The organism is Desulfitobacterium elongatum, assembly GCF_055378975.1.
On the sequence record NZ_AP038772.1, the window covers coordinates 1639950 to 1666535 of the forward strand.

Genomic DNA, 26586 nt, shown 5'->3' on the forward strand with positions numbered 1-26586 from the left:
TATGATTTTAAGTAATTGAGATAAAAGATTTCTGTCCATGGAAGCCCCTGAATTGCGGGGGTCCGACATCAGCTAACACGGCATTACCTCAACTTTGCTAATATGCGTGTGGTTGGGACGCTGCGGTTATGCCTAAACGTTATATGACACCCCGCTTGTATGTAATTCTAATAGTTTATTTTAGTTAGAGGAGGCTTCAGATGTTAAGTAGTATAGGGTTTGATAATTGGGCTGGGGAATATGATGAGTCCATTTCAAGTTTAAGTGAAGGCTATCCGTTCGAGGGGTATTACGAAGTGCTTTCTTTCGTTAATCGTTGCGTCAATTTGTCCAAAGGCATTAGGATTTTAGATATTGGTGTTGGAACTGGCTTGCTCACTAGAGAGTTGTATAACAAGGGTGCAGAGATCTATGGAATTGACTTTTCACCCAAAATGTTGGAATTGGCAAGACGAAATATGCCTAAGGGCCAATTCTTATGTCATGACTTTACAAACGATCTCCCGATTGAATTACAGCAGATGAAATTTAACTACATAATTTCGTCATATGCGATTCATCATCTTGATGATAATAAGAAGATTGATTTTATTGCACAACTAAAAAACAGCTTGGAAGAGAATGGTAATATCATTATTGCAGACATAGCGTTTCAGACAAAGAACGAGATGAAACAATGTAGAGAGAATACCAAAGGCTGGGATGAAGATGAGATTTATATGGTAGCTGATGATATAACGGAAAAATTGAGAAAGAGAATGCTCAATTCAACTTATACCCAGGTTTCATCGTGCGCTGGGGTGTTAATTGTTTAAGCGCTATGAAAGAGAGGGGTATCATATAACACAGGATTCCCGAAACTGACGTTATATGAAACGACTGATCTTGAGCCCTGGAATCTATTTCGGCTAGGTGAACTAGTTTTGATACATTTCGTAAATGAGGATTACGTATAAATTAACGCAAATGTATTTGATTTTTCCTTTCCACGAGATTAAAGGAGGTTAGGTAATGGTTTTTATTTACGTAATTCTATTCTTCATACTCTTCATCATCATTTATTCAGCAGTAAGGTTAGCGATAAACCCATTGATATCTAAAACAATAGAACTAGAAAATGATGAAGATGATGTTGGATTGGTTAAGTTACGAGATATTGAAGTTTTAACTAATGTCGAACTTGAAGAAATAATTGAACTATACCATAGTAAAAGTGTTAAAAATAAAGATAGGCTACAATATAAGAAATATTCGAAAGTTCTTAATGAGTTGAAAGAAATTGGTTATTTTACGCATGAGGAGTATGCAGAGAGGATTGAAAAACTGAATGATCATTATCATAAACAAGTTCCACCAAAGGTATGATACGCTTTTTTCTTAAAAGAGTGTTATATTTTCAGGGTCGTCAGGTTGGGAAGGGCGCTGCGGCTGTCAGTTTGGGGTCTAATCGAGCCAAGGAAATAAACTGATACGGCGGTCGCTTCATATAACATGGCATTCCCGACACTTGGAGGATGATGGATGTGGTTAGGGCGCGTCGGGAATCCCTAAACGTTATATGTCATTCGCATATCGGAGTAGGTTTTAGCTGTCATTGTTTTTAGTTTAAATACAATGTTTAGAGTATATTGGCAGGTGGTTTTTGTGACTAGGTCTGAAATTTTTGACCTTCTCATTATCGGACGTACCGAGTGTTACATTAAGAAAAGTTCAACTTACAACCCGTACGTACCTGGTGACATTTATGATTGGGACTTTGAACTCGAACATGGTAATTATCTGTATACTGATTCATACCGCGGTTTTAATCCATATAGCGGAGTTGAGTACATCTACATTAATGATCAGAGTAAACCAATCTGGTCATGTGATTATGTAGGTTACGTCTTGGATAATGCTACTGTTTCTAAAAAGGAGATTTATGGATTCTTGAAGAAAGGTAGAGGTAAGCATTTATTCGATTGTGTAGGGAACTTGGTAGCGGATTATTCCTATAAAGATGGCAATTTTGATTATCAAAGTAGGTTTAGTGATAATCTCAATGCAATTTTGCAAATAGAGGAAATCTATTACCAAGGCACGTTAGTGGCGACCCAAGTATCAGCCGGCTATTTGAAAGAGCAAGAACGTGCAAACGACATATAACACAGAGTTCCCGCAACTAGAGGATGATGCATGTGGTTGGGATGCTGCGGGAACTCCTAAACGTTATCCGAAACCACTTGGTCCTATATAAAGAGAGTTTTTTTATTAAATTTTAAGGAGGGAAGTGTGCCATGCGAAAAGATTGGGATTTATACTTTTTAGATATTGCTTATCAAGTGGCCAGCAGAAGTACCTGCCCAAGACGTAGTGTGGGAGCCGTAATAGTTAAAGATAGAAGGATAAAAGGCACTGGTTATAACGGGAGTGCGGCAGGACTACCACATTGCACAGATGAAGGATGTTTAATCATTAATGAACACTGTGTACGGACAATTCATGCTGAAGTAAATGCGCTATTGGAATGTAGCCCTGAGGAGAGAAGTGATGCAACCATATATATTACGGATCGCCCATGTGCTGAATGCTCTAAGTTAATCATTTCATCAGGAATAAGAAGAGTGGTGTTTGCAAGGGACTATCATTTGGATTTCGACTGGTTCTCGCTCGCACCATGGGTTGAAGTCATTCATTTACCAACTGAACGATAAACAATAAAAAGTTATTTAGGTTTACAGTATAACCTTACAAGGTATAAAAGTGAGTTGATTCTTAATAATGCAAGGTGTAAGAGACGTGAGTGTAAGTATTTGCCGTGGCATCAGATAACACAGTGTTCCCGCAACTAGAGGATGATGGATGTGGTTGGGACGCTGCGGGAACACAAAAACGTTATACGCAAACGGGCTGGGTAATTATAATTTGAGTTTGAATTATTAGGTGTCTATTTCTAGCGGGAAGTTACCCAAACTCAAGCTGGTTATAATGAAAATCATTATATCTAGATTCATTTTTGGTGGAGGGGATATTATGAGTAAGGAAAATATAATTCTAATTAAGAAGAGGGCATATACGATTGAGAAGGTACTAAAACTTATTTTAAAATTAGCAATTATACTTTTCTTTACTGGACTTATAGTTCTAGTAATTATATTTTTTGCTTTACCAGAAAGATTTAATGCGGTTAGAGGAAATTTGAACTGGCATATAACTTATGACTTCATCAATGGTTCCTCTTTCTTCATTGATATTCCATTTAAGTTTATACAACCTTTAGATAGTAATGTGTTTAATGCTAAGCATGCTGTTTTAATTAGCGTAATTTCTATTCTCCTTAAAGAATCTCTTGTTTTATATGGATTAAACCAGGTTGTAAAAATTCTTTGCTCTATATCTAATGAGTTCCCCCCATTTACTATGGATAATGTGGAAAGACTTAAAAAACTTTCTTATTCAATAGTAATCTATTCTGTAGCGGCTGATATACTATCAAATGTTTTGTACTCGATTTTTGTTACTAAGATATTTGTTTTAGATTTATCAAATATTCATTTAAGTGGAGTATTAATTGGCGGTCTTATTCTTGTCATAGCTGATATATTCAAATATGGGGTTTACCTTCAAAATGAAATTGACACAAAAATGTAAGATGTGTTTACCTATCCATCGGATACGATTATGCAAGAATTTCTTTGCCGCCCGCTGCGTATAACACAGAATTCCTGCAACTTAGTGGATGATGCATGTGGTTGGGACGCTGCGGGAATTCATAAACGTTATACGCCATAGCTAGGTCTTATTTGAATGGGGGATGAAATAGATGGAATTTGTTCAGCTATACATGATTATATGGTCCATAATTTTGATCGCAACTCATGTTTGGTTAACTATTTTAGTCTATAAAGATTCACAGAATTTAAAAGATCCGTCACTGAGCATTTATCCTATTCTTTGGCTAGGAATTGCCTTTACACTTCCAGTAATAGGAATGTTTATCTACTGGATTATGAATTATTCCTCATTATCCAGACGTATAACCTGATGACTCCGCATTTCAATTGTAGAATAAAAGAATTCAGTCACAGCTCAAATAGCAATAAACGAAAGTTAACGTGAAAAACTTAGTCGGTTATGTCTGAGATAGCACGCCAAACTAATGAAATCTACGATTTGCAGTTTCGAATTTATATAGTAGAGCACTAGGAGTAGATGCTTTGGAACACTTCGATATAAAGGCTCTTTTAACAACTGACATATTCAGAACGCAAGCTATTAAGAAGCTTAACCCGCTACAGCGTATAACACGCGATTCCCACAACTGGCAAAGATGCATGTGGTTAAGACGCTGCGGGAATTGAGTATTCTTGCGCCATTCGTCCAGCAATCCTGTGACATCCGGCCAAAGTTCTTGTCACATGCGGCCACTTCTCTTGAACTATGCGGCCAATAAAATTGGTACCTCAGAAAAATGAACTCCTGTACAATATAGTCACTATGTGTACGGGAGGAAGAAGATGAGGTGCGAAGAACCAGTGAAAATCATAGAAATCTTGAGACTCACAGAGCAGGGTTATTCTCAACGAGATATTGCTCAAAGTGTAAAATGCGGCAAATCCACAGTAGGAGAAATTCAGAAACGCTGCCGGAATTGTAAACTTCAATACGATGTCGCAGCAAAAATGACCAATGATGAAATTAAGAGGTTGCTTTATCCAAACAGTTTCAGTCATCCCATAAAAGGAGATCCGGATTGGTCCAGTATCCACGAGCGTTTGCAAACCAATAAGCGACTTAACTTGCAATATCTATGGGAAGAATACAAAGCAGAAAATACCCATGGTCTAAGCTATAGCCGCTTTTGTCATCGTTATCTTGACTGGAAAAACGAGACCGGCAAAAACGTAATTATGGTTCAGAATCGTGAACCCGGTAAAGAACTATTTGTAGACTGGATGGGTGATACCCTAAGTTGTGTCGTCGACACTTCCACTGGAGAAATACTCAAAGCTCATTTCTTTGTGGCAACCCTGGGAGACAGTTCCTACCCCTATGTAGAAGCCTTTCCCGATGAAAAATTAGATAAATGGCTGCTTGCCCATGTAAATGCCCTGAGATATTTAGGCGGTGTTCCACGAGTCATTGTACCGGACAATTGCAAAACGGCCACGACAAAACCCAGTTACTATGATCCGGCCATCAATCGATCCTACTGGGAATTTGCAAAGCACTACGAAGTGGCCATATTACCGGCAAGAGTCCGTGAGCCTCAAGATAAGGCAGCTGTAGAAAGTAGTGTGGGTTGGCTGGAAACCTGGCTATTAGAATGGCTGCGCGGTAAACGGTTCTTTAGTTTTGAATCCCTTAATACCGAAATACAGTACCGTGTGAAAGAGTTGGTTAAACGACCTTTTCAAAAACGCAAGGGTAGTCGAGAAAGTGTTTTTGAAGCACTGGATAAACCTGCTCTTCGCCCCTTACCTTACACCCAGTTTGAGTATGCCGATTACATCGTGCGTAGAACACCGTCAAATTACCATGTCGAGTACGATGGTTTTCATTATTCGGTGCCCCATTGCTTAAGCAAACAAATGGTAACCCTTAGAGCCACTGCAACAACCATAGAAATCCTTAACGAGAATAGAGAGCGTGTGGCTCTCCATCAAAGGCGTCAAACGGGATCAAGATATGTAACGCATCTTAACCATATGCCACCCCATCACCGTCACCAATATGATACCAACCATTTTGATGGTGCCAAATACCGCATGTGGGCCAGGAACATCGGTGAGCAAACGTATGCCACAATTGATCATCTGTTGTCTTCACAAATTGCCGAAGAACAGGCATATCGCTCTTGTATGGGAATATTACAATGCTCAAAGAAATACGGCAACGAACGGCTGGAAGCTGCTTGCGTTAAAGCCATCGCTATGAAATCTTGCTCTTATACCACCATAACCACCATCCTTAAGAATGGTCAGGATAAAGTTTTCACCTCCTCGATGGGCAAGCCCACCCCTCTCCATGAAAATTTACGCGGTTCTAAAGCCTATGTTTAGGAGGTGGATGAGATGATTAACCAAACCCTCGATAAGCTGAACCGAATGAAACTACGAGCAATGGAGCAGGAATACCGAAGGCAGGTAGAGCTACCTGCAAATGCAGTCCTTCCCTTTGATGAGAGACTGGCTATGGTTGTCGATGCTGAATGGCTAGCTAGGACTAATAACCGATTACAGAGATTACTGCGGGAAGCCAATCTGCGAGAACCCTCTGCAAATCTTGAAAACATTAACTTTGACTCGAAAAGGAATCTGGATAAAGCAACCTTACTCCGGCTTGCTGATTGTGTCTGGATTAAAGAGGGCAGAAATCTCATCGTCACTGGAGCAACCGGAACGGGCAAAACTTACCTCATCAGTGCCTTTGGCAATGCTGCCTGCAGGAAAAGCCTAAAGGTTCGCTCTTACAGGGTAAACAGACTCTTAACTGATTTGGCAATTGGTAGAGGGGACGGTTCCTACAACCGGATACTTAATGACTTAAAAAAACCAGATTTACTCATCTTGGATGACTTTGGGATGGCCTCCCTTGATCCAGGTGCCTGCCGGGATCTCCTTGAAGTCGTTGATGATCGTCACGGTAAAAAATCCATTGCGATATCTTCTCAACTACCCGTGGCAAAGTGGCATAGCGTCTTTGAAGATGCAACCATTGCAGACGCAATATTGGATAGGTTGATTAACAATTCCCATCGAGTAGAGCTAAAAGGACCCAGTTTAAGACCTCATAATTCACAGAATGAAGGAGGTGATGGAACAACTAAATAATCTATGATACACTCCATGCAGAGGTACCGGCCTTTGGCCGGATAAAATAAGAATGATGGCCGGATACCGTAGGAACGGTGTCCGGATGTTTTGGCAATGAATGGCCGGATAACATAAGAACACCGGTCTGAATTAACGAGAATAACCAGGAATCGCAAGACGTTATACGATACCGTACGTAAAGGATCAGTTATGGGTCTATTTTCTAAAGAATAACTTTGTAGCGATTTCGCATTGGTAAGATATAGCGAAGCGTTCTATTAGTCTGCACTAAGTTTATATAAGGAGATGGGATAATGAAAAACAATGCTCTTCTGGTTGTCGATGTTCAAAATGCATTGGTATTAGCGAAACCTTTCGCAATAGAGGAAGTCATAAGTAATATAAAAAGATTAATTAAAACATCCAGAGAAAATGGCGTAGAAGTAATATATATTCAACATAATGATAAAATCGGTGGCGAATTGGAACCTTGTTCCCCCGGGTGGAAGATCTATAAAGATATAAGTCCAAATACGGGTGAAACGGTAATAACCAAAAATTATTGTTCTGCTTTCAAGGAGACTATTTTAAAAGAGTATCTGGATAGTAAAGGTATAAATCAATTAATAATTACAGGTATGCAAACAGAATATTGTATAGATACAACTTGTAGAGTTGCTTTTGAGTATGGGTTTAAGGTAATTATTCCAGAAAAGACAAACACAACATTTAATAATGGAAATATATTTGCAGAGGATTTATATGAGCATTATAACTTTAATATATTTAATAATAGATTTGCTACAGTAGAAAATATACAGAATGTCATTAAAAGATTAACCGTTTAACATATAGTTAAAAATTTAAGGGGTGCTCAAAGGGTGGCCGTCCATGTCAATCTCTGGGGGCGTACGGCATCGTATAACACGGCATTCACGAAACTAGCAAAAATGAAGGTATATGACGCTTCGTAAATGCCCTAACGTTATACGCCATTGACCGATGCATGTGTGTTTTGTAAAATCATTAAGTTCAGTAATCCAAGAAAGTGGGGAATGGATACTTGACGTACATAATTACCGGTGTAGTGTTAATTGTACTACTTATATACTTCTTACTCTATCGACCTTGGCAATTGAGGTGGGGCGCCACGGATGATGAAGTACAACGTTATATTCCAGGTGACGATGTTGTAAGCAATCCTCATTTCAATGCTACCCGTGCGGTTACCGTTGAAGCTCGACCCGAGGACATTTGGCCGTGGTTAGTACAGATTGGATGTAGGCGGGCCGGATGGTACAGTTATGATTGGGTTGACAACCTAGGGATTCCAAGTGCCGATAGAATTATTCCAGAATATCAACACTTCGAAATTGGTCAATTGATACCTTTCAGTCCAAACGGAAAAATGGGAATGTACGTAAAAGATTTCTCATCTCCTTATTGGATGTTGTGGGGAGATCTTAAAAATAATAGTACCTGGTGTTGGAGCCTTTATCCGGTCGGTACGAAACAAACTCGATTAATTACACGTGTCCGACTAAAATATAGTTGGTTTTCACCGACAATAATTTTTTCGGTGCTACTCGACATCGGTGATATTGTGATGATGCGAAAGTGTATGTTAGGAATTAAGAAACGGGCAGAGGAACTTGCTAATAGGGGACCAATAAGTCAGCCTTAGGGGCCGGTCAACAGCGTATAACAAGGCATTCACGAAACTTGTCAAGATGAATGCGGTTAGGACGCTTCGTGAATGCCTAGAACGTTATCCGAAACCGTACGCAATTGCCGCGCGTCCATGCGCGGATTACGGAATTAGTAGTGGAAAGTGCGCATTTGTAAGATGATGCGAAGTGAAGAGGTTTTAGGATTTGCATATTTACTAAATTGAAGGACTTCTAGGATGTTTAAGAATGTTATATTGATTATATAAATAAAAACGTGAAGGAGGTCAACTAGATGAGGATTAAACAGGTACGTTTAAAGAAAGTATTACTCGGGTTTGGCTTTGTAGTCGTTTTTATGGCAGGTATTTTTGCATTCGATGATATACCCGCAATAGCAAACATTCTTCACCCTTCAGTTGAACCTAAATTTCAAGTGAACCAAAACGGAGAGACATATGGAAGTTTGGTAGATGTCAACACTCCAGGTAAAGAGCCAGATTTGGTTTTAGCAAAAGGAGAAGATGTGACTGAAGGATATTTAAAATTAAAAGATATGTGGGGAGAACAACCTAATAATCCAGAAGAGGCAATAGCTTATATGAAAAAACAGGAAGAGGAAAAGGCAAGTGGTCATAAATATATATCACTGTATGCTTCTGACGGAAAGACTGTAATTGGTAAGTATAAAGTTTGGTGATTAAGTGTTTAAAGACTAATTCATCAAGGATTATCTGACGTTGGTTCGCTTTATTCATGTATTGCGTATTTAATGATACGAGGCTCAAGGGGCCGCCGTCCTGGCGGCCTCTGAATTTGGGGGCGTACGGCATCGGATAACACAGAGTTCCCGCAACTGGAGAATGATGAATGTGGTTGGGACGCTGCGGGAACTCTTGAACGTTATGTGACATTGCAACGAAAGTTCTTAGGATCAACAGGGATAGGGGTGTGTATGTTCATGAAGTCAAGTTATCGTTTTTTACTTACGGTTATTTTTTTGACCTTCATTCTTATGGGTTGTTCTAAGACGGGGAGTACATCCGACGTTCAAAGACCTGCAATCGAAATTTCTTCGATGAACTCAGGGTTAGGAGGGATAGTAGATAAAGAGGGTAATCATGACTTACAAAGATATTTTTACAACATAAACTTAGCTAATAATGATGAAGAAGAAGTACTTATCAACGAAATTCAGCTGGTTTTACCGAGTGAATTTGAAGTACGTCTTGTAAATAAGTCGTTACAAGTACCTGTTAATAAAAGCATATCTCCAAAATCATTTATTAGTGTGAGCGGTACGCTGGATTTTAATGCTGCAGGCTTATCCAAAGAAGATATTATAAAACTAAATCCTCACATAAAGTCCGTTAAAGTCATAACCGAGAAGACAATTAGTTTAGAAAAATGGTCCAGTAATCATTGAACCATTAAGGGCGACGTCACATAACAATATGTTCCCGTAACTTTGCCAATATGAATGTAGAATGGCGCTACGGGAACACAAAAACGTTATATGACATTTCATGCAGGATCGCCCGCCGTCCATGGCGGGATTTGGTCGAGAGGAGCAAGAAATCCGATTTCGCACTGTAGGAAAATGTGAAGCACTTAAAATGAGGGGGGTACATATGGTTTAGAAAGAAGGATTATAAACTTTCTTCTTAAATCTGCGGAGGAGGTAGTAATGAAGAAAAGGATTCTTCCTAAAACCGTTATAATATTACTCTTTGGGTTAGTGATTATTGCAATTGTTACACTAATTCAGTATTCAGACAAATATGTATTCGAGCAAAACAACATCAAATACTTACAACAATTAGTTGGCAAAGAATTAGCTGTACAAAAAGAGTTAAAGGTAACTTATGATAAAAAGAACTTTGTAATTATTTTGTGTACCCCAGTAATGGGTCCCAAAATTGAGACGCATGTTCAGGTTTTTGAAGAAAAAATAGGCGGATTGTTTTATAAACCAACTTACGAATCAAGTAAAAGTAAGAGCCGATCCCTTCATGGAATGATGACTAATTTTACTAGACCTAGCTCAAGTAATAACTTTATAGTTGTATACGGATACAATAAAGACTTTAAGGCCAATAGTTATGAGGTTAAAAAGGTAAATAGTGATGAAATTATAAAGGAAGATATTTCGGATCAAGAATATTTTTTACAGACATATCAAGACATCGTCTATCCTAAAGTAATTTTCAAAGATAAAGATAATAAAGACATTAGCGAATACTTTATTAATGGAGTGTAGGTTAAAGGCTTAAATGAATATATGGAATTTGAAACTATATATACCAACATTCCAGACACTTTTATATTTGCGATTGGGACGCGCCGTCCATGACGCTCTGGTTTTGTGGGGCAGGAAACGTCATATAACACAGTGTTCCCGTAACTTTGCCAATATGAATGTAGTATGGCGCTACGGGAACACCTAGAACGTTATATGACATGTCCTATTTAGGCTAAAGTTACGAAGTTAATCGCATAGATTTTAAGATTACTTAGCCGAAGGAGAAATGATATGCTTATTAAGGGGTTAGTAGTTGTAATTTTCACATTGCTTATTGTGCTATCTGTGTCGGTTGGATGCTCAACTAATAAGGCTAGCTATGATAATAGGGACTTGGCAACTAAAAGTGATGTTACGTTTGCAACCTCCGCAAGTTCGGAGAATGATAAACAACTGTCCGAATTGAAAAGGCAAATCGATATGTTGCAATTTTCATTATCACCACAGACTGCTAATGAGGCAGTAGAAAGTTGGGCACGAGGAGTAAAAACTAGGAATGGGGCGTTACAATTTGCCGTATTGTCTCCCGAATTACAAGTAAAGATGAGACAGGAATTCGCTGGAAATGGTTGGGTGACAGGGGCATCAAGCCCTTGGGTGAATGACTTTAATATTACAAACACAGGGTTTAGTGAAAATTTAGGTACATATGAAATACGTTTTAATTTGGCATCATCTACAGGTAATGCTGGGGATGATTTAGTAAAGGTATCTGTACAACAAAACAAAACAACTTGGTATATTACCAAGGTAACATCAGACACTAAAATGTTTAACCTAAATTTGAATTAATAGAACAGTCTGAGATGTCAATTAGGTCAATATTGCTTGCGTATTCCTTGTGGGCTGGACACGTCATATAACAAAGGTTTTGCGACACTTTACCAAGATGAAAGCGGTTGGGACGCGTCGCAAACCCTCGGGACGTTATACGCCATTGGGTCTGAACTTAAGAGCCTCCGTTGGGGTTGGTTTTTAGAAAGAAATCTGGAAAAGAGGTATATAAGACGTAGGCTAGAAGTCTTTTATATAGGGTCTCGAATTGAGTAACTATCATTAATTTGGGGATTTCATCTGGGGCGCAATAACTGGAGATTTCAATGAAAGAATAAGGAAGGCTAATATTGGAACGGGCGGGGCAGTCAGTTACTGGTATTCCATTGTGGTCGTCAGTATGGGGAATCTCCACGGCGTATAACACAAGATTCCCGCAACTAGAAGATGATGAATGTGGTCATGACGCTGCGGGAATCCCCGTCCGTTAGGCGACAGACCATGTGGGAGGCTGGGCATCCTTGCCCGGATTTGTAAGGGTTGTTATTGAAGTTTATTAATGAACAATTGTAGGGTAATGGAAAGCGAGGGAGGATTTCTATGAAATATGAATGGCTTGATGAATACTGCCTTACTAAAAAAGGATCAGAAAAAGACTTTAAGGTAGAATGGAACGCAACAAGATACCTCGTCGGAGGGAAAATGTTCGCCATGCAAGGTGGCGATAAAGCTAAAAAAGCGATTATTACCTTGAAATGCGATCCACTATTTACGCAATCCTTGCGAAAACAATATCAACATATAGTAGCTGGCTATTATATGAATAAAGAATACTGGAATTCTTTGTATTTAGATGGTGATGTACCTGATGCTGTTTTAAAGCAGATGATAGATATGTCATATGAATTGGTATTGGGAAAATTAAGTAAAAAGACAATTAAAGAAATTATTGGAGGAAATAATGATGATTGAGTCACGATGTGGAATTTTATGTAGTGAGTGCGAATATAGAGAGCCCATGAAATGCAACGGTTGTGTAAATATTGCAAAGCCTTTTTGGGGAGAGCAATGTCCTGTAAAATCTTGCTGTGAAAGCAAGACTTTAGAGTATTGCGGAAAGTGTGAAGTTTTTCCTTGCGATTTATTAACACAATTTTCCTATGATAAGGAGCAAGGCGATAATGGTAAAAGAATAGAACAATGCAAACAATGGGCATGTAAATAGTGTTTGCCATAAGAGCATTTTTGTGTTATATCAATTCACATTCTTCTTATTTAATGCATCAATACAGCTCGTGGGGACGTTCAAGGGACTCCCGTCCTTGGTCGTCTCTGAATCAAGGGGCATGGCCCGCCGCCTAACAGAGGGTTTGCGACATCGGAGAGAATATGAATGTAGTAACCCGACGTCGCAAACCCTCAGGACGTTATCTGAAATGCGGAGGAAAAGAACGCTCGCCCTCCATGGCTCGCCGTAAGGCCATCTGGGCTATAATTTTAAGAATTTGGGAGGGGGGTTACTGTGACTAGAAGAATTGTTCTTGTAGCAGTTTTTATATTGCTTTTGACAGGGTGTAGTCCGGCTAAGGAAACTAAATTACAGAATCAAAATCAAGAAACAGATACAGTTCGACAGGCCGAAATAGGTAATAAGGAAGAGACAGTCAAAGAAGAAAAACCAATTGTTACTTCTAACGCTTCTACAAACATTCAGAATCCTGCTAATGACAATAATCCTACACTTCCCAAGAATGGTAAGAATTTAGAAGGCTTTATTCCAGAGGGGTGGAAAATCAAAAATTCTGTTGAAGGCGATTTGAACAAGGATTTTTTGCCCGATATAGCAGCAGTAATTGAGAAAAAAGGAGATAAGGATAGTTCGTTTCCAAGAATACTCTTTGTTATTGTTCAAGACAAGGATAAATCGTATACATTATCTATTAAGACAGCTACGGCGATTATGAGAGCAAACGAAGGTGGAGTATGGGGAGATCCTTTCGAAAGCATTTCCGTTGATAGAGGATCAATTCTACTAAGTTTTTATGGTGGAAGTAATTGGAGATGGTACAAACTATATAGATTTAGATTTCAAGATGATGGTTGGTACTTAATTGGGGCTACACTTGGATCATACTTTACAGGTACAACTACAAAAGATAATGCTGATGAGGAAGACTATAACTTACTCACTGGAGATTACATAATTAAAAAAACAGATGAAACAGGCAATATGAGCAAAACAAAGGGCAATAGAGGAAAAAGAAAGCTTCTAAATCTGAATGAATTTATTGTGAATTCTGTAGAGAAGCAGTTTTAACCTGAGAAAACAGTTGTTTAAGGTGCGCCGTCCGTGGCGCTCTGGCTTCGCGGGCCCGCCGCACATCAGATAACAGCACGTTCCCGCCACTTGGAGGATGATGCATGTGGTTAGGGCGCAGCGGGAACCTGCGGGACGTTCTACGACATATCGTGCAAAGGCCGCGCTATCCTTGGCGCGGATGAAAAAATCTGGTGTATTCCTTCGCGTTTGTAGAAAAGAGTGAAGGGGAGGACTTTATGATAACAGCGTTTATAGGTAGTTTTTTATTGCTGTGGATAATGATTTTATATTTGTTATTGGTTTTTGGTTTTCCATTCGGTGAGTTAGCAATGGGTGGAAAATATCAAGTATTACCTACACAATATCGTATTGCCTGTGCAATATCCATCATACCGCTATTATTTGCCATTGTTGTGTTAATGCAGACGGGAGGTGTTTTTTCAACAGGATTACCTCAGAACATTACCAAAGGGATTGCCTACTTTTTTGCTTTTTACTTATGTGTCAATACTCTAATGAATGCATTTTCAAAAAGTAAAAAGGAACGCCTCATAATGACACCTTTTTCTGCTATTATTGCAGTATGCTTTTTTGTTACAATAATAAATTCATAAGATTATTAGCATAATTCATGGCATGAAATTAATGCTTATTTTTCTTATTTTGTGACTTAGAATCCTGCAGGTGAACGTCCAAGGCAGCGCCGTCCGTGGCGCTGTCTGAGTTAGGGGCACGATACGTCGTAGAACAGCAGGTTCCCGCCACTTAGAAGAGATGAATGCGGCTAGGACGCAGCGGGAACCTGCGAAACGTTATACGGAACCGTACGCAGGGCCGCGCGTCCATGCGCGGATTATCTTGAGAGTTGCATCGTAGAAGTTATACTGTGCATTAGTAGGATAATGCGAAGTACGGTAACATTGTATCAAAAAGGAGCAACATTATGATTGACCTATACAATGTTATTTTGGAAGTTTTTAAGAAGGATTCTCGCATTCTATTTGGAATTTCTAATTTGGATTTTAGTGAATTTAAATCAGATTATAAATGTGCATTAGTTTTTGCTGTTCCTCATAAGGAATTATTAAGTATAAACAATTACAAAGAAGAGAAGTTTGATAGTTTAATTTGTAAAGCACGAGAATATACCGATGTATTACTTGACGAGATTACCACTCTATTTAAAACATATAAAATACAGTATTATATACCACCAGTTTCACAAAAGAGTGAAGAAACACTCATTGCACCATTCTCATTTAAATTTGCAAGCGTCAATGCAGGTTTAGGGTGGATAGGTAAGAATGATGTTTTGATTACAGAAAAGTATGGGCCACGAGTAAGGTTATCTGCCATATTAATCAACAGTGATTTGCCGATAGGTAATCCTATTTCCGAGAGTAAATGTCCACCAGCCTGTAATATATGCGTTAATGCTTGTCCGCATAATGCATTATCTGGTCATCAATGGAATATAGGCACAAAACGTAGCAAATTAATTGACTTTAGGTTATGCAACCAGAAAAGAAGCCTTTATTTAAAAACACATCATAGAAAAAATTCTTGTGGATTGTGTATGGTATCATGTCCCTTTGGAATATGAAATTATATTAAATTGCTTCGCATTATTCTTATTAATGCACTAAGGTCTCGCAAGTGGTTCGAGGAGCCGCCGTCCGTGGCGGCCTCTGAATTCGGGGGCGTACGGCTTCGTATAACAGCACGTTCCCGCCACTTAGAATAGATGAATGCGGTAAGGGCGCAGCGGGAACCTGCGAGACGTTATACGACAGGCTAAGATAAACCTAGGATATTGAGATACGAGGGACGAATATGGAGATTTTCGCTAAACCTGCAGCGGCAGGAATAATAGAAAAAACAGTGGATGGACAAGAATATATTTTGATACAAAACCGTTCTAAGGAAGGTGCACCAAAAGAAGAAGGGCTAATTGAATTACCGGCTGGACGAGTGAGAGAATTCGAAAATATTTATGATTGCCTTAGGAGAGAAATCAAAGAAGAAACTGGCTTAGAAGTAGTTAGTGTGATTGGACAAAGTGAGGCAACAGTTTATGAGATGAATGGTCAAAGAATCATGAACTATACCCCATTTACTATTGTTCAATGTATTTATGGTAACTATCCAATAATCGTACATGCGTTCATTTGCAAAACTAAAGGTGTTCCATTTACCGAATCGGACGAATCAAAGAACATAAGGTGGATTTCTATTAATGAATTGGTCGAACTACTAACCAACAATCCAGAAAACTTTTTTCCATCACATGTACCAATACTAAAACGGTATTTAAAGATAGACCGTGTAAGCAATTCTTAACCGCCCATCGTATAACACGGCATTCACGAAACTGGGAAAGATGAATGTGGTTGCGACGCTTCGTGAATGCCCAGAACGTTATGCGAAACGCAGCTGAATGGATGTGAATTTTAATGAATAATCCTGAGACCAAATTTGTGAGACTTATGGATAAAATTGAAAAAGTAGCTGAGATTGAACTTGCGACTAAGCTTTCTATATACCTAGAGACTATCGATTGGATTTTGGAGTTTATCCCAAATATCGTTGAGCTATCGAAGACTAAAGAGAACACAAAAGCCTGTCTCTTACAACACATGCTACTGAAACAAGGCCTGAATTCTTTACGAGCTACATCATTACTTATACTTAAAGGATATACAAGTCAGGCAGCTACTGTTGCAAGTGGCCTATTTGAGATAAGACTTTACTCGAATTTCATACTAGATAACGAAGAGCGAGCCGAAACATTTCTCAATCATGACAATTCTCAAGAATTTGTGTGGCGACCTAAAAAGATGATTAAAGAAGAAGCAGTACTCAATCTAATTGGGAAAGAATTTAGTCAAGAGGAACTGTTGCATCATATCGAAACAATTAGTATATCCTATACTTTTTTGTGTAGTTTAAAACATAGTAATCCGATTCCCTTAAGGCATACAGTTGGAGCAAAAGATAAAATCCTAGGCTACGAATATAGTGATAGTGGTTACCCATTAATCTCTCTTCCAGATACGCGGGAGGAAGATCTTTCAACAAAAGCAACAATATTAACTATTTCTTTGAACTCTATCTTTTTCATTGCTAGAAACACTGCAATTACGATTTATTCCGATGAAGACCAGTATCAGAAATGGGCAGAGCAATTAATAAGCAAGTGGAATGATTTAAAAGATAAAGTTAGGTTGTCTGATTATGGTATTATTCCATTTCCTACGATTAAGAAAGCCGCTGCGCATCGCATAACACAGGATTCCCGCAACTAGAGGATGATGAATGTGGTTGGGACGCTGCGGGAATCCCTAAACGTTATGCGAAATTGGATTGGAGATGAGATATGATGCAGAGAGAGTGGGAATCAGTTGAGGGTATTAGGTTTTGTCCTCTTACGCCTGAACACTGGTCAGAATTTGAAAAACTATTTGGTGAACACGGTGCAGACGGCGGCTGCTGGTGTATGTGGTGGAGGTTACCGGAAGAGCAATTTGAGGAACAAACCGGTGAACTTAATAAGGCGGCAATGAAGGAACTTGTTGGGTCAGGACGGGCACCGGGTTTTTTAGCCTATATAGGCGGCGAGCCCATAGGATGGTGCTCGGTAGGTCCGAGAGAGTGTTATCAAGCCCTTCATAGGTATTGGCAACTTAATAGGGATGAAGATAAAAATACATGGTCTATTGTGTGTTTTTACGTGGAGGAAAAGTTTAGGCGTAAGGGTTTAATGAAAATACTTGTTGAGAAAGCAATGCAATATGCTCTTTCACAAGGAGCAAAAGTTATAGAGGGTTATCCCATTGAACCAGACAAAAAGTTAACTGGTTTTGCTGGCTTTACAGGGATCGTATCGGTTTACAAGTCCCTCGGCTTTACAGAAATTGATAGAAATTCGCGAAATGAGATATTGATGAGATTCGCATGTGAAGATTAAATGCAACATCGCATAACAGCGTTTTCCTGTAACTTTGCAAATATGCATGTTGTTGGGACGCTACAGGAAAACGCGGGACGTTATGTGTAATTCGCTTGCATGTTATGAATCGAGGTCCGATTAGATGAAGAAAATCATTGTCATTGGGGCTAGTGGATATTTAGGGACTGCTATTACAGATTTGGCCAGTCGAACTTACCCAGTGATTGCCACATATCGCACCACCCCATGTCCTATTAAGAATAGCAACACGAGTCATGTTCGCGTAGATTTTGACGATCAACAGAGCGTTATTGCCATACTACAGTTGATTCAAACAACGGATATAGTCATTGTTGCATCAAATGTTGAATATGGCTCACTGAACAAAATAATACTCAGCAATTACAATGGACTGCTTCACACTTTGCAGGGAAATCGAATCAAAACTATTTTTATATCATCTGATGCGGTTTTTGATGGAAAAGAGGATAAGTATCCAGAGGACAGTGTTCCTAATCCAATTACCGATTATGGAAAGCAGAAATTTAAGTCGGAGAGGATTATCCGCTCGGGACAGAATCTAATTATTCGTCCAAGTTATCTATACGGAAGTAACGGATACGTAGTAGACAAAAGGTTTAGGGAAATTATAAATGCCGCGGAAAATGACCGCACGATTTATAAGGCAACAAATCTAATTCGTAATCCAATTTACGTTGTAGATCTAGCAAAGGTTATTCTACTACTAAGAGAAAAGACTGGGATATTCCATGTTGCCGGACCAAGGATGGCAGCATATACGTTTTACCATTTTCTTGCGAAAGAGGTAGGGATTATCGTTAATATTAAGGAAGTAATGTTAAAACAAGAACAGGCAAACGAAATTCCTCTAAACACAAACTTAGTTTCCAATAAGATTCGTGATCTGGGAATCCACATACCGAGCATGGAAGAGAATAGTGGAAGAATTTATCCCGGGTCGAGGGCGAACTTCACATAACAGCTAATTCCCGACACTTAGAGTATGATGCATGTGGTTGAGACGCGTCGGGAATTCACGGGACGTTATGTGAAACTCCCGGTTGTAGGGAGATATTAAAAGCATATGGGAGGAAAGTATGTTTGATAGAAGAACAATCCTGAGGCAGATTACAGAAGCATTAAAGATTATAGTATTTGCATTCGTTATTTCATGGGGGTTAAGAGCAACAGTGGTCGATGCTAGAGTTGTACCAACACCCTCGATGCTACCAACGATTCAAGTTGGTGACAGATTGCTTATTGATAAGATATCCTACAGATTTACCGACATTAATAGAGGAGATGTTGTCGTATTTCAACCTCCTTTAAATGTAGATCAAAGAGGATTTGATTACGTTAAAAGGGTAATAGGTCTCCCAGGCGATAAAGTCGAGATAAGGGATGGAAAAGTCTTTATTAATGAGAGAGAACTTAATGAACCATATGAAAAAGAAAAGCCTGATTACACATATGGACCAATAATTGTTCCGGAAGAGACGTATTTTCTAATGGGTGATAATCGGAATCACAGTAATGATAGTCATTATTGGGGCGTTTTAGCCAAGAAGAACATTGTGGGGAAGGTATTCATTCGATATTGGCCATTAGATCGTTCTGGAAAGTTGGCAGAATGAATTTTGGGCCCGGGAGCATCACATAACACAGAGTTCCCGTAACTAGAGGATGATGAATGTGGTTGGGACGCTGCGGGAACTCCTAAACGTTATGTGACATTCCGGGAAAAAGTTGATTTGAAGAAGTTAGCTAGGGAGGAGATAGTTATGAAGTTAAGGCAGTTTGTGTTGATTTTTGTAATTCTGCTTTTTATAGCTTTACTTAGCTCTAGCGTTCTCGCATCATGGGTGGGGTTCACTCCACAACAGTTGGTTGAAAACTCAGAAGTCATTCTTATAGGGGAAATCATTGGTCCAGTTGACGAAAAAATGGGCATAAGAAATTCAGGAATTACTCTTTGGAAGGTCAATGTACGTTACTATTTGAAGGGGGATTACAAGTCAAAGGAGTTTATTGTAGCAACACCAGGGGCCCAGAGTAGTTTTGTTAAATCGTCAATTGATTATAGGTTGGATGAGTGGGGCAAGACAGTATTGCTATTTTTACGAAAAAGTGAAAATTTCTATCAACCTATAACACCAAAGGGTGTTGTGATCCTCAACGCCAAACAATATACTCGGCGACCGGACGAATGGCTAAATGGACAAGTGATCCTGAAAGAGTTTAGTATCAACGACAAGAGGAATTGCAACAAGAGCAATCGGAATTTGAAAGATTTATTTCAGAAAGTAACTTGGTTGTAGTTCCGTCAACTTCGGTGCAAGTTTCAGAAGGTAATTGGATGCAGAATTATTCCAGACAAATAATCATAATCATGACATTGATATTAATAGTAACGTTTTTCATCCTTTTCAGGAAACGCTTTGATAAGTAGAACTCTGGGGCCAGGAACATCACATAACACAGAGTTCCCGCAACTTGCCAATATGAAAGCAGAATGGCGCCGCGGGAATGCTTGAACGTTATGCGAAAGCCTTAGTCCTTTATTAAAGTTAGAATAGGTTAAGTTAAAGTCGAGGAGTGGTAATCTTGTACAAATTTACTTTAACCCAAGAAGAAGCGATTTTGATGGTGATTGATATTCAGGAGCGACTAGTACCAGCAATGCCGAATGGTCAAAAGGTTATTCGAAACACCAATACCTTGATTTCTGTTTCCACCAACTTAAAGATTCCGATAATTGTCACTGAACAATATCCAAAAGGTCTCGGGAAGACCGTTTCGGATGTAAACTACAATTTTGAAGGAGTGTCGGTTTGCGAAAAAATCACTTTCTCTGGCTGCACTGACGAAGTAATCACTACCCTAAAAGAATTAGGAAAGAAAAAGATCATTATTGCCGGAATGGAAACCCATGTTTGTGTTTTTCAAACTGTAAGGGACTTACTTGCACATGGTTACCAGGTGTTTGTGGCAGGAGACGCGGTCTGCTCTCGGACCAAAGAAAATTACCGAAACGGTCTATCTCAGATGTCAGCCATGGGAGCGGTTGTTACTAATACCGAAACAGTATTCTTCGATTTAATAAAGAAGGCAGGAACACCCTTGTTTAGGGAACTGTCGAAATTAATCAAATAGATCCATCCGACATATGTTCAATTTTAGGGTCCGTGAAGGTATTTTCGTCCGGCCTTCGCATAACACGGCATTCACGAAACTAGCCATGAAGTAGGTAGTATGGCGCTTCGTGAATTCCTAGAACGTTATGTAAAATCAGCCGAATAATTCTAACTACAGTGTTTTATAACTATGTCTGGCATATGAATTGATTAAGAGAGAAAGGTGGGGGCAAGATTGGTCAAAGGTAAACGATTTGCTCAATACTTATTCTTTATAATCGTAGTTTTACTATTTTTATATTGGGGCACTAAGTATGGTATCGGGCTAAAGCAACATTGGAAGGAAACATACAATTCTATTAATATTGATCCATATTTCATATTCTCAGCTGTATTCCCAATTCTGTTTGGGATAATATTAGGCATTCCAAATTTTATTAAGAAGTTTCACAAACAAGGAAAGTGGACGATTAAATGGATAAAGTTGTTGGTTATTGGTATACCAACACTTTTATTAAGCTTGAATCTACCTCCTTATTTACTAATTCCCCATTATTCTGTAGAAAATATTAAACTTTTCACTAATATTAATCCGTTTGGATTTATTTTTGGATATGTTCTAATTACTTCTTTGACTAAAGAGTTGCATCATGATCTGGATTAGATGGCCTTCGTAGCCGGCTGACTTTACATAACAAGGTGTTCCAGTAACTTAGTCAATATGCATGCATTATGGCGCTATGGGAACACGAAAAGTAGAAGCCATTCCGGAGGTGGGAAATATGAATGTTTTAATATTTGGTGGAACTGGTTTTGTAGGAAGAAATCTAACAAGGGAATTACTTGAGAATAGATACCAGGTATATATTGTAACGAGAAATCCTCAAAAAACTGCCAACTGCTTAGGAAATGAAATTCAGGTAATAGAATGGGACAATATTTCCCCTTTATCTTCGATTAAAAAGCTGGAGCCAATTGACGTAGTAATTAACCTAGCGGGTGAATCGATCGGTAATCGTCGATGGACCAGTTCAGTAAAAGAGGAGATTATAGCAAGTAGGATTAGAACAACTGATGCGATTGTTACTGCTATTAATAATGGCACGATTCAGCCAAAGGTTTTAATTAATGCTTCAGCAGTTGGATATTATGGCCCGCGTGAAGATGAAGAGATAACAGAGTCCGAAGAAGTAGGACAGGATTTTCTAGCACAAGTATGCCGAGATTGGGAAAATGAAGCATACAAGGTTCAAAGTAATTTTACAAGAGTAGTAACCATTCGGATTGGAGTGGTTCTGGGAAAAGAAGGCGCACTAAATAGAATGGTTTTGCCATTTAAATTCTACATAGGAGGCCCATTGGGTAAGGGGAATCAATGGCTCTCATGGATACATATCCAAGATTTATCGAGTATGATAAGGTTCATAATTGAACATGAAGAGCTAAATGGTCCTATAAATGCTGTTACACCGAATCCAGTAAGAATGAGGGATTTTAGCGAAATACTTGGCAAAGTTCTAAATAGACCATCATGGTTACCAGTTCCAGAGATATTATTAAAAATAGCCTTAGGTCAAATGGCGGAAATGTTATTTCATGGACAACGGGCTGTGCCAATGAAAATTCTGAATGCTAATTTTGAATATAGGTTTTCAAACTTAAAGGCAGCTTTAGAAAATGCTCTGGGGAACCGGAACGGCGTCTAACAGAGAATCCCGACACTTTGAAAAGATGAAAGTGGCATGGCGCTGCGGGAACCCCTGAACGTTATGTGCAATAACTTGGTCTTATAATAGAGATGTTGGGGTGGTTTATTTTATGAATGAGACTAACAAAAGCCTGTTTGATGAAGCTAATCCAGATAAATGGGGATACCTGTACAAAATCGCAGGCTATGCAACAATAATTATGCTTATAATTATTCCTACGCAGATTGCAATTTTTACAGTGTTTCCCTTCCCGGATTCTATTAAAGGCTGGTTCGAATTATTCCATAATAATGCGCTATTAGGTTTAATTCATCTTGATTTACTTTATATCATTAATAATGTAATTGTTGCAATCATGTACCTTGCTTTCTATTTTTCACTCAAGAAAAAGAATGAAAGCCTAATGATAATTGCACTTATACTTGGATTTCTGGGTATATCAGCTTATTTATCATCAAATAAAGCATTTGAAATGTTAGCCTTGAGCAATTTATATTACAACGCTGTTTCAGAAACGGCGAAAACTATATTTCTTTCTGCAGGTCAAACCATGCTTTCCACTTGGAAAGGAACTGCGTTTGACATTTACTATGTTTTAAACGATATTACTTTAATAATTATTTCATGTGTAATGTTCAAAAGTTCTATTTATAGTAAGAAGACCGCTGTAATTGGATTATCTTCAGGATTGCTTATGATGATTCCTTCGACAGCAGGAACTGTAGGACTCATTTTCTCACTTGCCTCACTTATTCCATGGATAGTTTTTTCTATATTAATATCAAGAAAATTTCTTCAGTTAGGTAATTTTGGCATATCAAATGGATCGAATCATAGCAAGAGTGAATGAATTCCTCTGCCGTTACTGCACATAACAGCAAATTCCCGACACTTAGAGGATGATGCATGCGATTGGGACGCGTCGGGAATTCTCAGAACGCTAGGCGACAGACCATGCAGGAGACCGGGCGTCATTGCCCGGATTACCATTAAGTATACTAATCCGAACATTCGTCAAGTATTGAGGGGTGGAGTAGGGAAAATGATCATACGTGAAATGATTAAAGGTGATATTCCTCAATTAGCACAATTATATAAACAATTTTGGAATGAGGAATCATGTATTGATACAATGTATATAAAGTTTGATAAGTTTAAAGAGAATGGGTCACACATATTACTCAGTGCTGTTGAAAACAATCAGATAATTGGCTCAGTAATGGGAGTAATTTGTGAGGAGCTATATGGAGATTGCAAATCGTTTATAGTTCTAGAAAATTTGATAGTTGATGAAAAATACAGGAATCAAGGAGTTGGCTCTGCACTGATTTCAGAGCTTGAAAGAAAAGCTGCAGATAAATGTACACAAATAATCCTCGTAACAGAAACTGATAGGATTGATGCCTGCAAGTTTTATGAATCTGTTGGATATAGTCCCCACACACATAAGGAATTCAAAAAGAAACTGGAATAATTAAAGGGCTCGGCGTCCTGTCTCGCGTTTGAAGTTATTCTATGTAATTGGGGAGAAAACAGATGTATGAATTATTATTTTTGATGTGCTTTACATTACATAATATTGAAGAAGGTATCTGGTTACCAAAGTGGTCAAAGTACGCAGGTAGATACCATCCGCAAGTTGCAAATAATGAATTTCACTTTGCAGTCATGGTCGTGACATTATTGGGATATGTTTTAACTTTTATTTACTTAGTATCAGGAAACTCAAATGATATAATAAAGTATTTGTATTTTGGTTTTATAATGATGATGTGTTTTAATGCAATTTTTCCTCACCTGATAGCAACAATAGCTCTTAAGAAGTATGCCCCAGGAACACTTACGGGTATATTTTTGAATTTGCCGATTGGATTATATTTGATATTTGGGAGATACGGAGCTCAGCTTGAGGCTTATAAATTGATAATTGGTTTTGTTGTAATCGCCGTAGTAACACTTACTTCACTACAACCGTTATTTAAACTTGGAAAGAGATTGATTGATGGGTATTAGTTGGGGTGTCCAAGGCGCCGCATCCGTGCGGCTCTGGCTTCGCGGGCCCGCGGTACTTCGCTTAACAGAGGGTTTAGCGACACTTTGCAAAGATGAATGTGGTTGGGACGCGTCGGCAATACTCGAGTCGTTATGTGAAACTCCCGGTTTTAGGGAGATCTTAAAAGCATATGGGAGGAAAGTATGTTTGATAGAAGAACAATCCTGAGGCAGATTACAGAAGCATTAAAGATTATAGTATTTGCATTCGTTATTTCATGGGGGTTAAGAGCAACAGTGGTCGATGCTAGAGTTGTACCAACACCCTCGATGCTACCAACGATTCAAGTTGGTGACAGATTGCTTATTGATAAGATATCCTACAGATTTACCGACATTAATAGAGGAGATGTTGTCGTATTTCAACCTCCTTTAAATGTAGATCAAAGAGGATTTGATTACGTTAAAAGGGTAATAGGTCTCCCAGGTGATAAAGTTGAGATAAGGGATGGAAAAGTCTTTATTAATGAGAGAGAACTTAATGAAACATATGAAAAAGAAAAGCCTGACTACACATATGGACCAATAATTGTTCCGGAAGAGACATATTTTGTAATGGGTGATAATCGGAATCACAGTAATGATAGTCATTATTGGGGCGTTTAGCCAAGAAGAACATTGTGGGGAAGGTATTCATTCGATATTGGCCATTAGATCGTTCTGGAAAGTTGGCAGAATGAATTTTGGGCCCGGGAGCATCACATAACAGAGTATTCCCGCCACTTCGCCAAGATGAATGTGGTTGGGACTCTGCGGGAACTCTTAAACGTTATACAACATTTTGGTCAAAATGATTTAAGCTGGGGTAGCATTTTGAGTATCAGGTTTGCTTTGAAAGAGGGTGGAATATGGACATTATTCAAGCTTCCGAAAGATATATAGAACAAGTAATGTATTTATGTAAACAATGCTCACTAAACATGTCCAATCACTTAATAGATCAATGGGATGAAGTATATCCAAATAGAGAGGTCTTATGGGAAGATATCATCAGCAAAACTATGTACATTGTACTTAATAATAACTCAGAGGAAATAATAGCCTGTATCGTATTAAATGAATATCAAGATCAAGAGTATAAAAAAATTAATTGGGAACATGAGGGGGAAAAGATTGCTGTCATTCATAGATTAATGGTTCATCCGGATTATGAAGGAAAAGGGATTGCAAAGAGGTTAGTTCAGTTTGTCGAAGAACATGCGAAAAATAGACAATATGAGTCAATTAGATTAGATGCTTTTGTCAATAATCCGAGAGCAGTAGGTTTATATCAGAAATTAGGATACAAGGTAGCCGGAAAAGTTATATTTAGAAAGGGAGAATTTTTTTGTTTGGAAAAACCCATGAATATGGTTTCTAGGTGAAATCTAGGCCTTATTAAGGACAGTTATTTAAGTTTATTATTGCATGTGATTCTTTGCCAACGTCGTATAACACAAGATTCCCGCAACTTGCCATGATGAATGCGGAAAGACGCTGCGGGAATCCGAAACGTTATACGACATATCGTGCAAAGGCTGCGCCATCCTTGGCGCAGGTGAAACGAATCTGGTATTCCGTTCACATTAGAAGGATTCTTTATAGTAAAGACTATTACATTAACTTTGTCGAATCGAACATATACATGACAGAATATCTGAATAATGGTGGCGATAGAAAGGAAGTGATTTTATGAACCTAATTGCATTTGACTTTACCTTAGTTGCACAAACGATATCATTTTTATTACTCACTGCTCTTATTTGTGTAGTAATATACATTTTCGTGTCCATTCCAAAGAAAAGGAAGAAAGACAAGGAAATTTTGGAGAAACTAGACCGCATAATCAACCTATTAGAAAACAGTAAGAAAAACTCATAGGAGA

General features: G+C 38.6%; 33 protein-coding genes. All 33 read left to right on the forward strand.

From position 1 onward, the window contains the following. Positions 1-200: 200 nt before the first annotated feature. The 33 genes from ACZ42W_RS07670 to ACZ42W_RS07830 all read left to right on the forward strand — a co-directional run bounded on the left by ACZ42W_RS07670 (position 201) and on the right by ACZ42W_RS07830 (position 26582). On the forward strand, positions 201-815 hold the full coding sequence (locus ACZ42W_RS07670; RefSeq protein WP_464169699.1) for a class I SAM-dependent methyltransferase: 615 nt from the start codon (positions 201-203) through the stop codon (positions 813-815). A 196-nt stretch (positions 816-1011) separates the two neighbouring features. Further along, complete coding sequence (locus tag ACZ42W_RS07675) at positions 1012-1365, forward strand: hypothetical protein (protein WP_464169701.1); 354 nt, start codon at positions 1012-1014, stop codon at positions 1363-1365. 249 nt (positions 1366-1614) lie between these two features. After that, the gene (locus tag ACZ42W_RS07680) at positions 1615-2145 is read left to right on the forward strand and encodes a DUF5680 domain-containing protein (RefSeq protein WP_464169703.1); all 531 of its coding nucleotides are present in this window, start codon (positions 1615-1617) and stop codon (positions 2143-2145) included. A 131-nt stretch (positions 2146-2276) separates the two neighbouring features. Further along, entirely contained in the window at positions 2277-2693 is a 417-nt protein-coding gene (locus ACZ42W_RS07685) for a deoxycytidylate deaminase (RefSeq protein ID WP_464169704.1), read from the forward strand. A gap of 319 nt (positions 2694-3012) precedes the next feature. Beyond that, positions 3013-3630 carry a DUF2975 domain-containing protein gene (locus ACZ42W_RS07690; RefSeq protein ID WP_464169706.1) on the forward strand — a complete coding sequence of 206 codons (618 nt, stop codon included), beginning with the start codon at positions 3013-3015 and terminating at the stop codon, positions 3628-3630. A gap of 866 nt (positions 3631-4496) precedes the next feature. Continuing rightward, entirely contained in the window at positions 4497-6041 is a 1545-nt protein-coding gene (gene istA / locus ACZ42W_RS07695) for an IS21 family transposase (protein ID WP_464167118.1), read from the forward strand. 12 nt (positions 6042-6053) lie between these two features. Next, positions 6054-6812: an IS21-like element helper ATPase IstB gene (istB, locus tag ACZ42W_RS07700; RefSeq protein WP_464169708.1), complete on the forward strand. Its 759-nt coding sequence runs from the start codon at positions 6054-6056 to the stop codon at positions 6810-6812. A 296-nt stretch (positions 6813-7108) separates the two neighbouring features. Further along, positions 7109-7642, forward strand: coding sequence for a cysteine hydrolase family protein (locus ACZ42W_RS07705; RefSeq protein ID WP_464169710.1), 534 nt, complete (start codon positions 7109-7111; stop codon positions 7640-7642). A 215-nt stretch (positions 7643-7857) separates the two neighbouring features. Beyond that, positions 7858-8478: a hypothetical protein gene (locus ACZ42W_RS07710; RefSeq protein WP_464169712.1), complete on the forward strand. Its 621-nt coding sequence runs from the start codon at positions 7858-7860 to the stop codon at positions 8476-8478. Positions 8479-8756: 278 nt separating this feature from the next. Then, entirely contained in the window at positions 8757-9161 is a 405-nt protein-coding gene (locus ACZ42W_RS07715; RefSeq protein WP_464169714.1) for a hypothetical protein, read from the forward strand. Positions 9162-9422: 261 nt separating this feature from the next. Continuing rightward, positions 9423-9887 (forward strand): hypothetical protein, encoded by a 465-nt coding sequence (locus tag ACZ42W_RS07720; RefSeq protein WP_464169716.1) that lies wholly within the window; start codon positions 9423-9425, stop codon positions 9885-9887. A gap of 261 nt (positions 9888-10148) precedes the next feature. Next, complete coding sequence (locus ACZ42W_RS07725) at positions 10149-10721, forward strand: hypothetical protein (protein WP_464169717.1); 573 nt, start codon at positions 10149-10151, stop codon at positions 10719-10721. A 273-nt stretch (positions 10722-10994) separates the two neighbouring features. Then, positions 10995-11555 carry a hypothetical protein gene (locus ACZ42W_RS07730; RefSeq protein ID WP_464169719.1) on the forward strand — a complete coding sequence of 187 codons (561 nt, stop codon included), beginning with the start codon at positions 10995-10997 and terminating at the stop codon, positions 11553-11555. 582 nt (positions 11556-12137) lie between these two features. After that, entirely contained in the window at positions 12138-12509 is a 372-nt protein-coding gene (locus ACZ42W_RS07735; RefSeq protein ID WP_464169721.1) for an MmcQ/YjbR family DNA-binding protein, read from the forward strand. Continuing rightward, a complete protein-coding gene (locus tag ACZ42W_RS07740) occupies positions 12502-12762 on the forward strand; it encodes a DUF3795 domain-containing protein (protein ID WP_464170906.1) in 261 nt (86 codons plus the stop codon). The genes ACZ42W_RS07735 and ACZ42W_RS07740 overlap by 8 nt, the downstream gene beginning before the upstream one ends. 297 nt (positions 12763-13059) lie before the next feature. Continuing rightward, entirely contained in the window at positions 13060-13854 is a 795-nt protein-coding gene (locus ACZ42W_RS07745; RefSeq protein ID WP_464169723.1) for a hypothetical protein, read from the forward strand. Positions 13855-14093: 239 nt separating this feature from the next. Further along, a complete protein-coding gene (locus tag ACZ42W_RS07750; RefSeq protein WP_464169724.1) occupies positions 14094-14471 on the forward strand; it encodes a hypothetical protein in 378 nt (125 codons plus the stop codon). A 329-nt stretch (positions 14472-14800) separates the two neighbouring features. Beyond that, a complete protein-coding gene (locus ACZ42W_RS07755; protein ID WP_464169725.1) occupies positions 14801-15460 on the forward strand; it encodes an epoxyqueuosine reductase in 660 nt (219 codons plus the stop codon). Between the two features lie 230 nt (positions 15461-15690). Then, the gene (locus tag ACZ42W_RS07760; RefSeq protein ID WP_464169727.1) at positions 15691-16197 is read left to right on the forward strand and encodes an NUDIX hydrolase; all 507 of its coding nucleotides are present in this window, start codon (positions 15691-15693) and stop codon (positions 16195-16197) included. Positions 16198-16310: 113 nt separating this feature from the next. Continuing rightward, entirely contained in the window at positions 16311-17162 is an 852-nt protein-coding gene (locus ACZ42W_RS07765) for a hypothetical protein (RefSeq protein ID WP_464169729.1), read from the forward strand. 71 nt (positions 17163-17233) lie between these two features. After that, positions 17234-17824, forward strand: coding sequence for a GNAT family N-acetyltransferase (locus ACZ42W_RS07770; protein WP_464169730.1), 591 nt, complete (start codon positions 17234-17236; stop codon positions 17822-17824). A gap of 124 nt (positions 17825-17948) precedes the next feature. Further along, positions 17949-18806 (forward strand): SDR family oxidoreductase, encoded by an 858-nt coding sequence (locus ACZ42W_RS07775; RefSeq protein WP_464169731.1) that lies wholly within the window; start codon positions 17949-17951, stop codon positions 18804-18806. A gap of 118 nt (positions 18807-18924) precedes the next feature. Continuing rightward, entirely contained in the window at positions 18925-19461 is a 537-nt protein-coding gene (gene lepB, locus ACZ42W_RS07780; protein WP_464169732.1) for a signal peptidase I, read from the forward strand. Between the two features lie 147 nt (positions 19462-19608). After that, the gene (locus ACZ42W_RS07785; protein WP_464169734.1) at positions 19609-20145 is read left to right on the forward strand and encodes a hypothetical protein; all 537 of its coding nucleotides are present in this window, start codon (positions 19609-19611) and stop codon (positions 20143-20145) included. 286 nt (positions 20146-20431) lie between these two features. After that, positions 20432-20980 carry a hydrolase gene (locus ACZ42W_RS07790; RefSeq protein WP_464169735.1) on the forward strand — a complete coding sequence of 183 codons (549 nt, stop codon included), beginning with the start codon at positions 20432-20434 and terminating at the stop codon, positions 20978-20980. A 216-nt stretch (positions 20981-21196) separates the two neighbouring features. Continuing rightward, the gene (locus ACZ42W_RS07795; RefSeq protein ID WP_464169736.1) at positions 21197-21625 is read left to right on the forward strand and encodes a hypothetical protein; all 429 of its coding nucleotides are present in this window, start codon (positions 21197-21199) and stop codon (positions 21623-21625) included. A 118-nt stretch (positions 21626-21743) separates the two neighbouring features. Continuing rightward, on the forward strand, positions 21744-22667 hold the full coding sequence (locus tag ACZ42W_RS07800; RefSeq protein WP_464169737.1) for a TIGR01777 family oxidoreductase: 924 nt from the start codon (positions 21744-21746) through the stop codon (positions 22665-22667). A gap of 112 nt (positions 22668-22779) precedes the next feature. After that, on the forward strand, positions 22780-23520 hold the full coding sequence (locus ACZ42W_RS07805) for a DUF4386 family protein (protein WP_464169739.1): 741 nt from the start codon (positions 22780-22782) through the stop codon (positions 23518-23520). A gap of 192 nt (positions 23521-23712) precedes the next feature. Continuing rightward, positions 23713-24144, forward strand: coding sequence for a GNAT family N-acetyltransferase (locus ACZ42W_RS07810; protein WP_464169740.1), 432 nt, complete (start codon positions 23713-23715; stop codon positions 24142-24144). Positions 24145-24206: 62 nt separating this feature from the next. Continuing rightward, positions 24207-24683, forward strand: coding sequence for an HXXEE domain-containing protein (locus ACZ42W_RS07815; protein WP_464169742.1), 477 nt, complete (start codon positions 24207-24209; stop codon positions 24681-24683). A gap of 183 nt (positions 24684-24866) precedes the next feature. Continuing rightward, positions 24867-25328 carry a signal peptidase I gene (lepB, locus tag ACZ42W_RS07820; protein WP_464169744.1) on the forward strand — a complete coding sequence of 154 codons (462 nt, stop codon included), beginning with the start codon at positions 24867-24869 and terminating at the stop codon, positions 25326-25328. Between the two features lie 242 nt (positions 25329-25570). After that, positions 25571-26086 carry a GNAT family N-acetyltransferase gene (locus ACZ42W_RS07825; protein WP_464169746.1) on the forward strand — a complete coding sequence of 172 codons (516 nt, stop codon included), beginning with the start codon at positions 25571-25573 and terminating at the stop codon, positions 26084-26086. A 307-nt stretch (positions 26087-26393) separates the two neighbouring features. Further along, positions 26394-26582: a DUF4083 family protein gene (locus ACZ42W_RS07830; RefSeq protein ID WP_464169748.1), complete on the forward strand. Its 189-nt coding sequence runs from the start codon at positions 26394-26396 to the stop codon at positions 26580-26582. Positions 26583-26586: the final 4 nt, after the last annotated feature.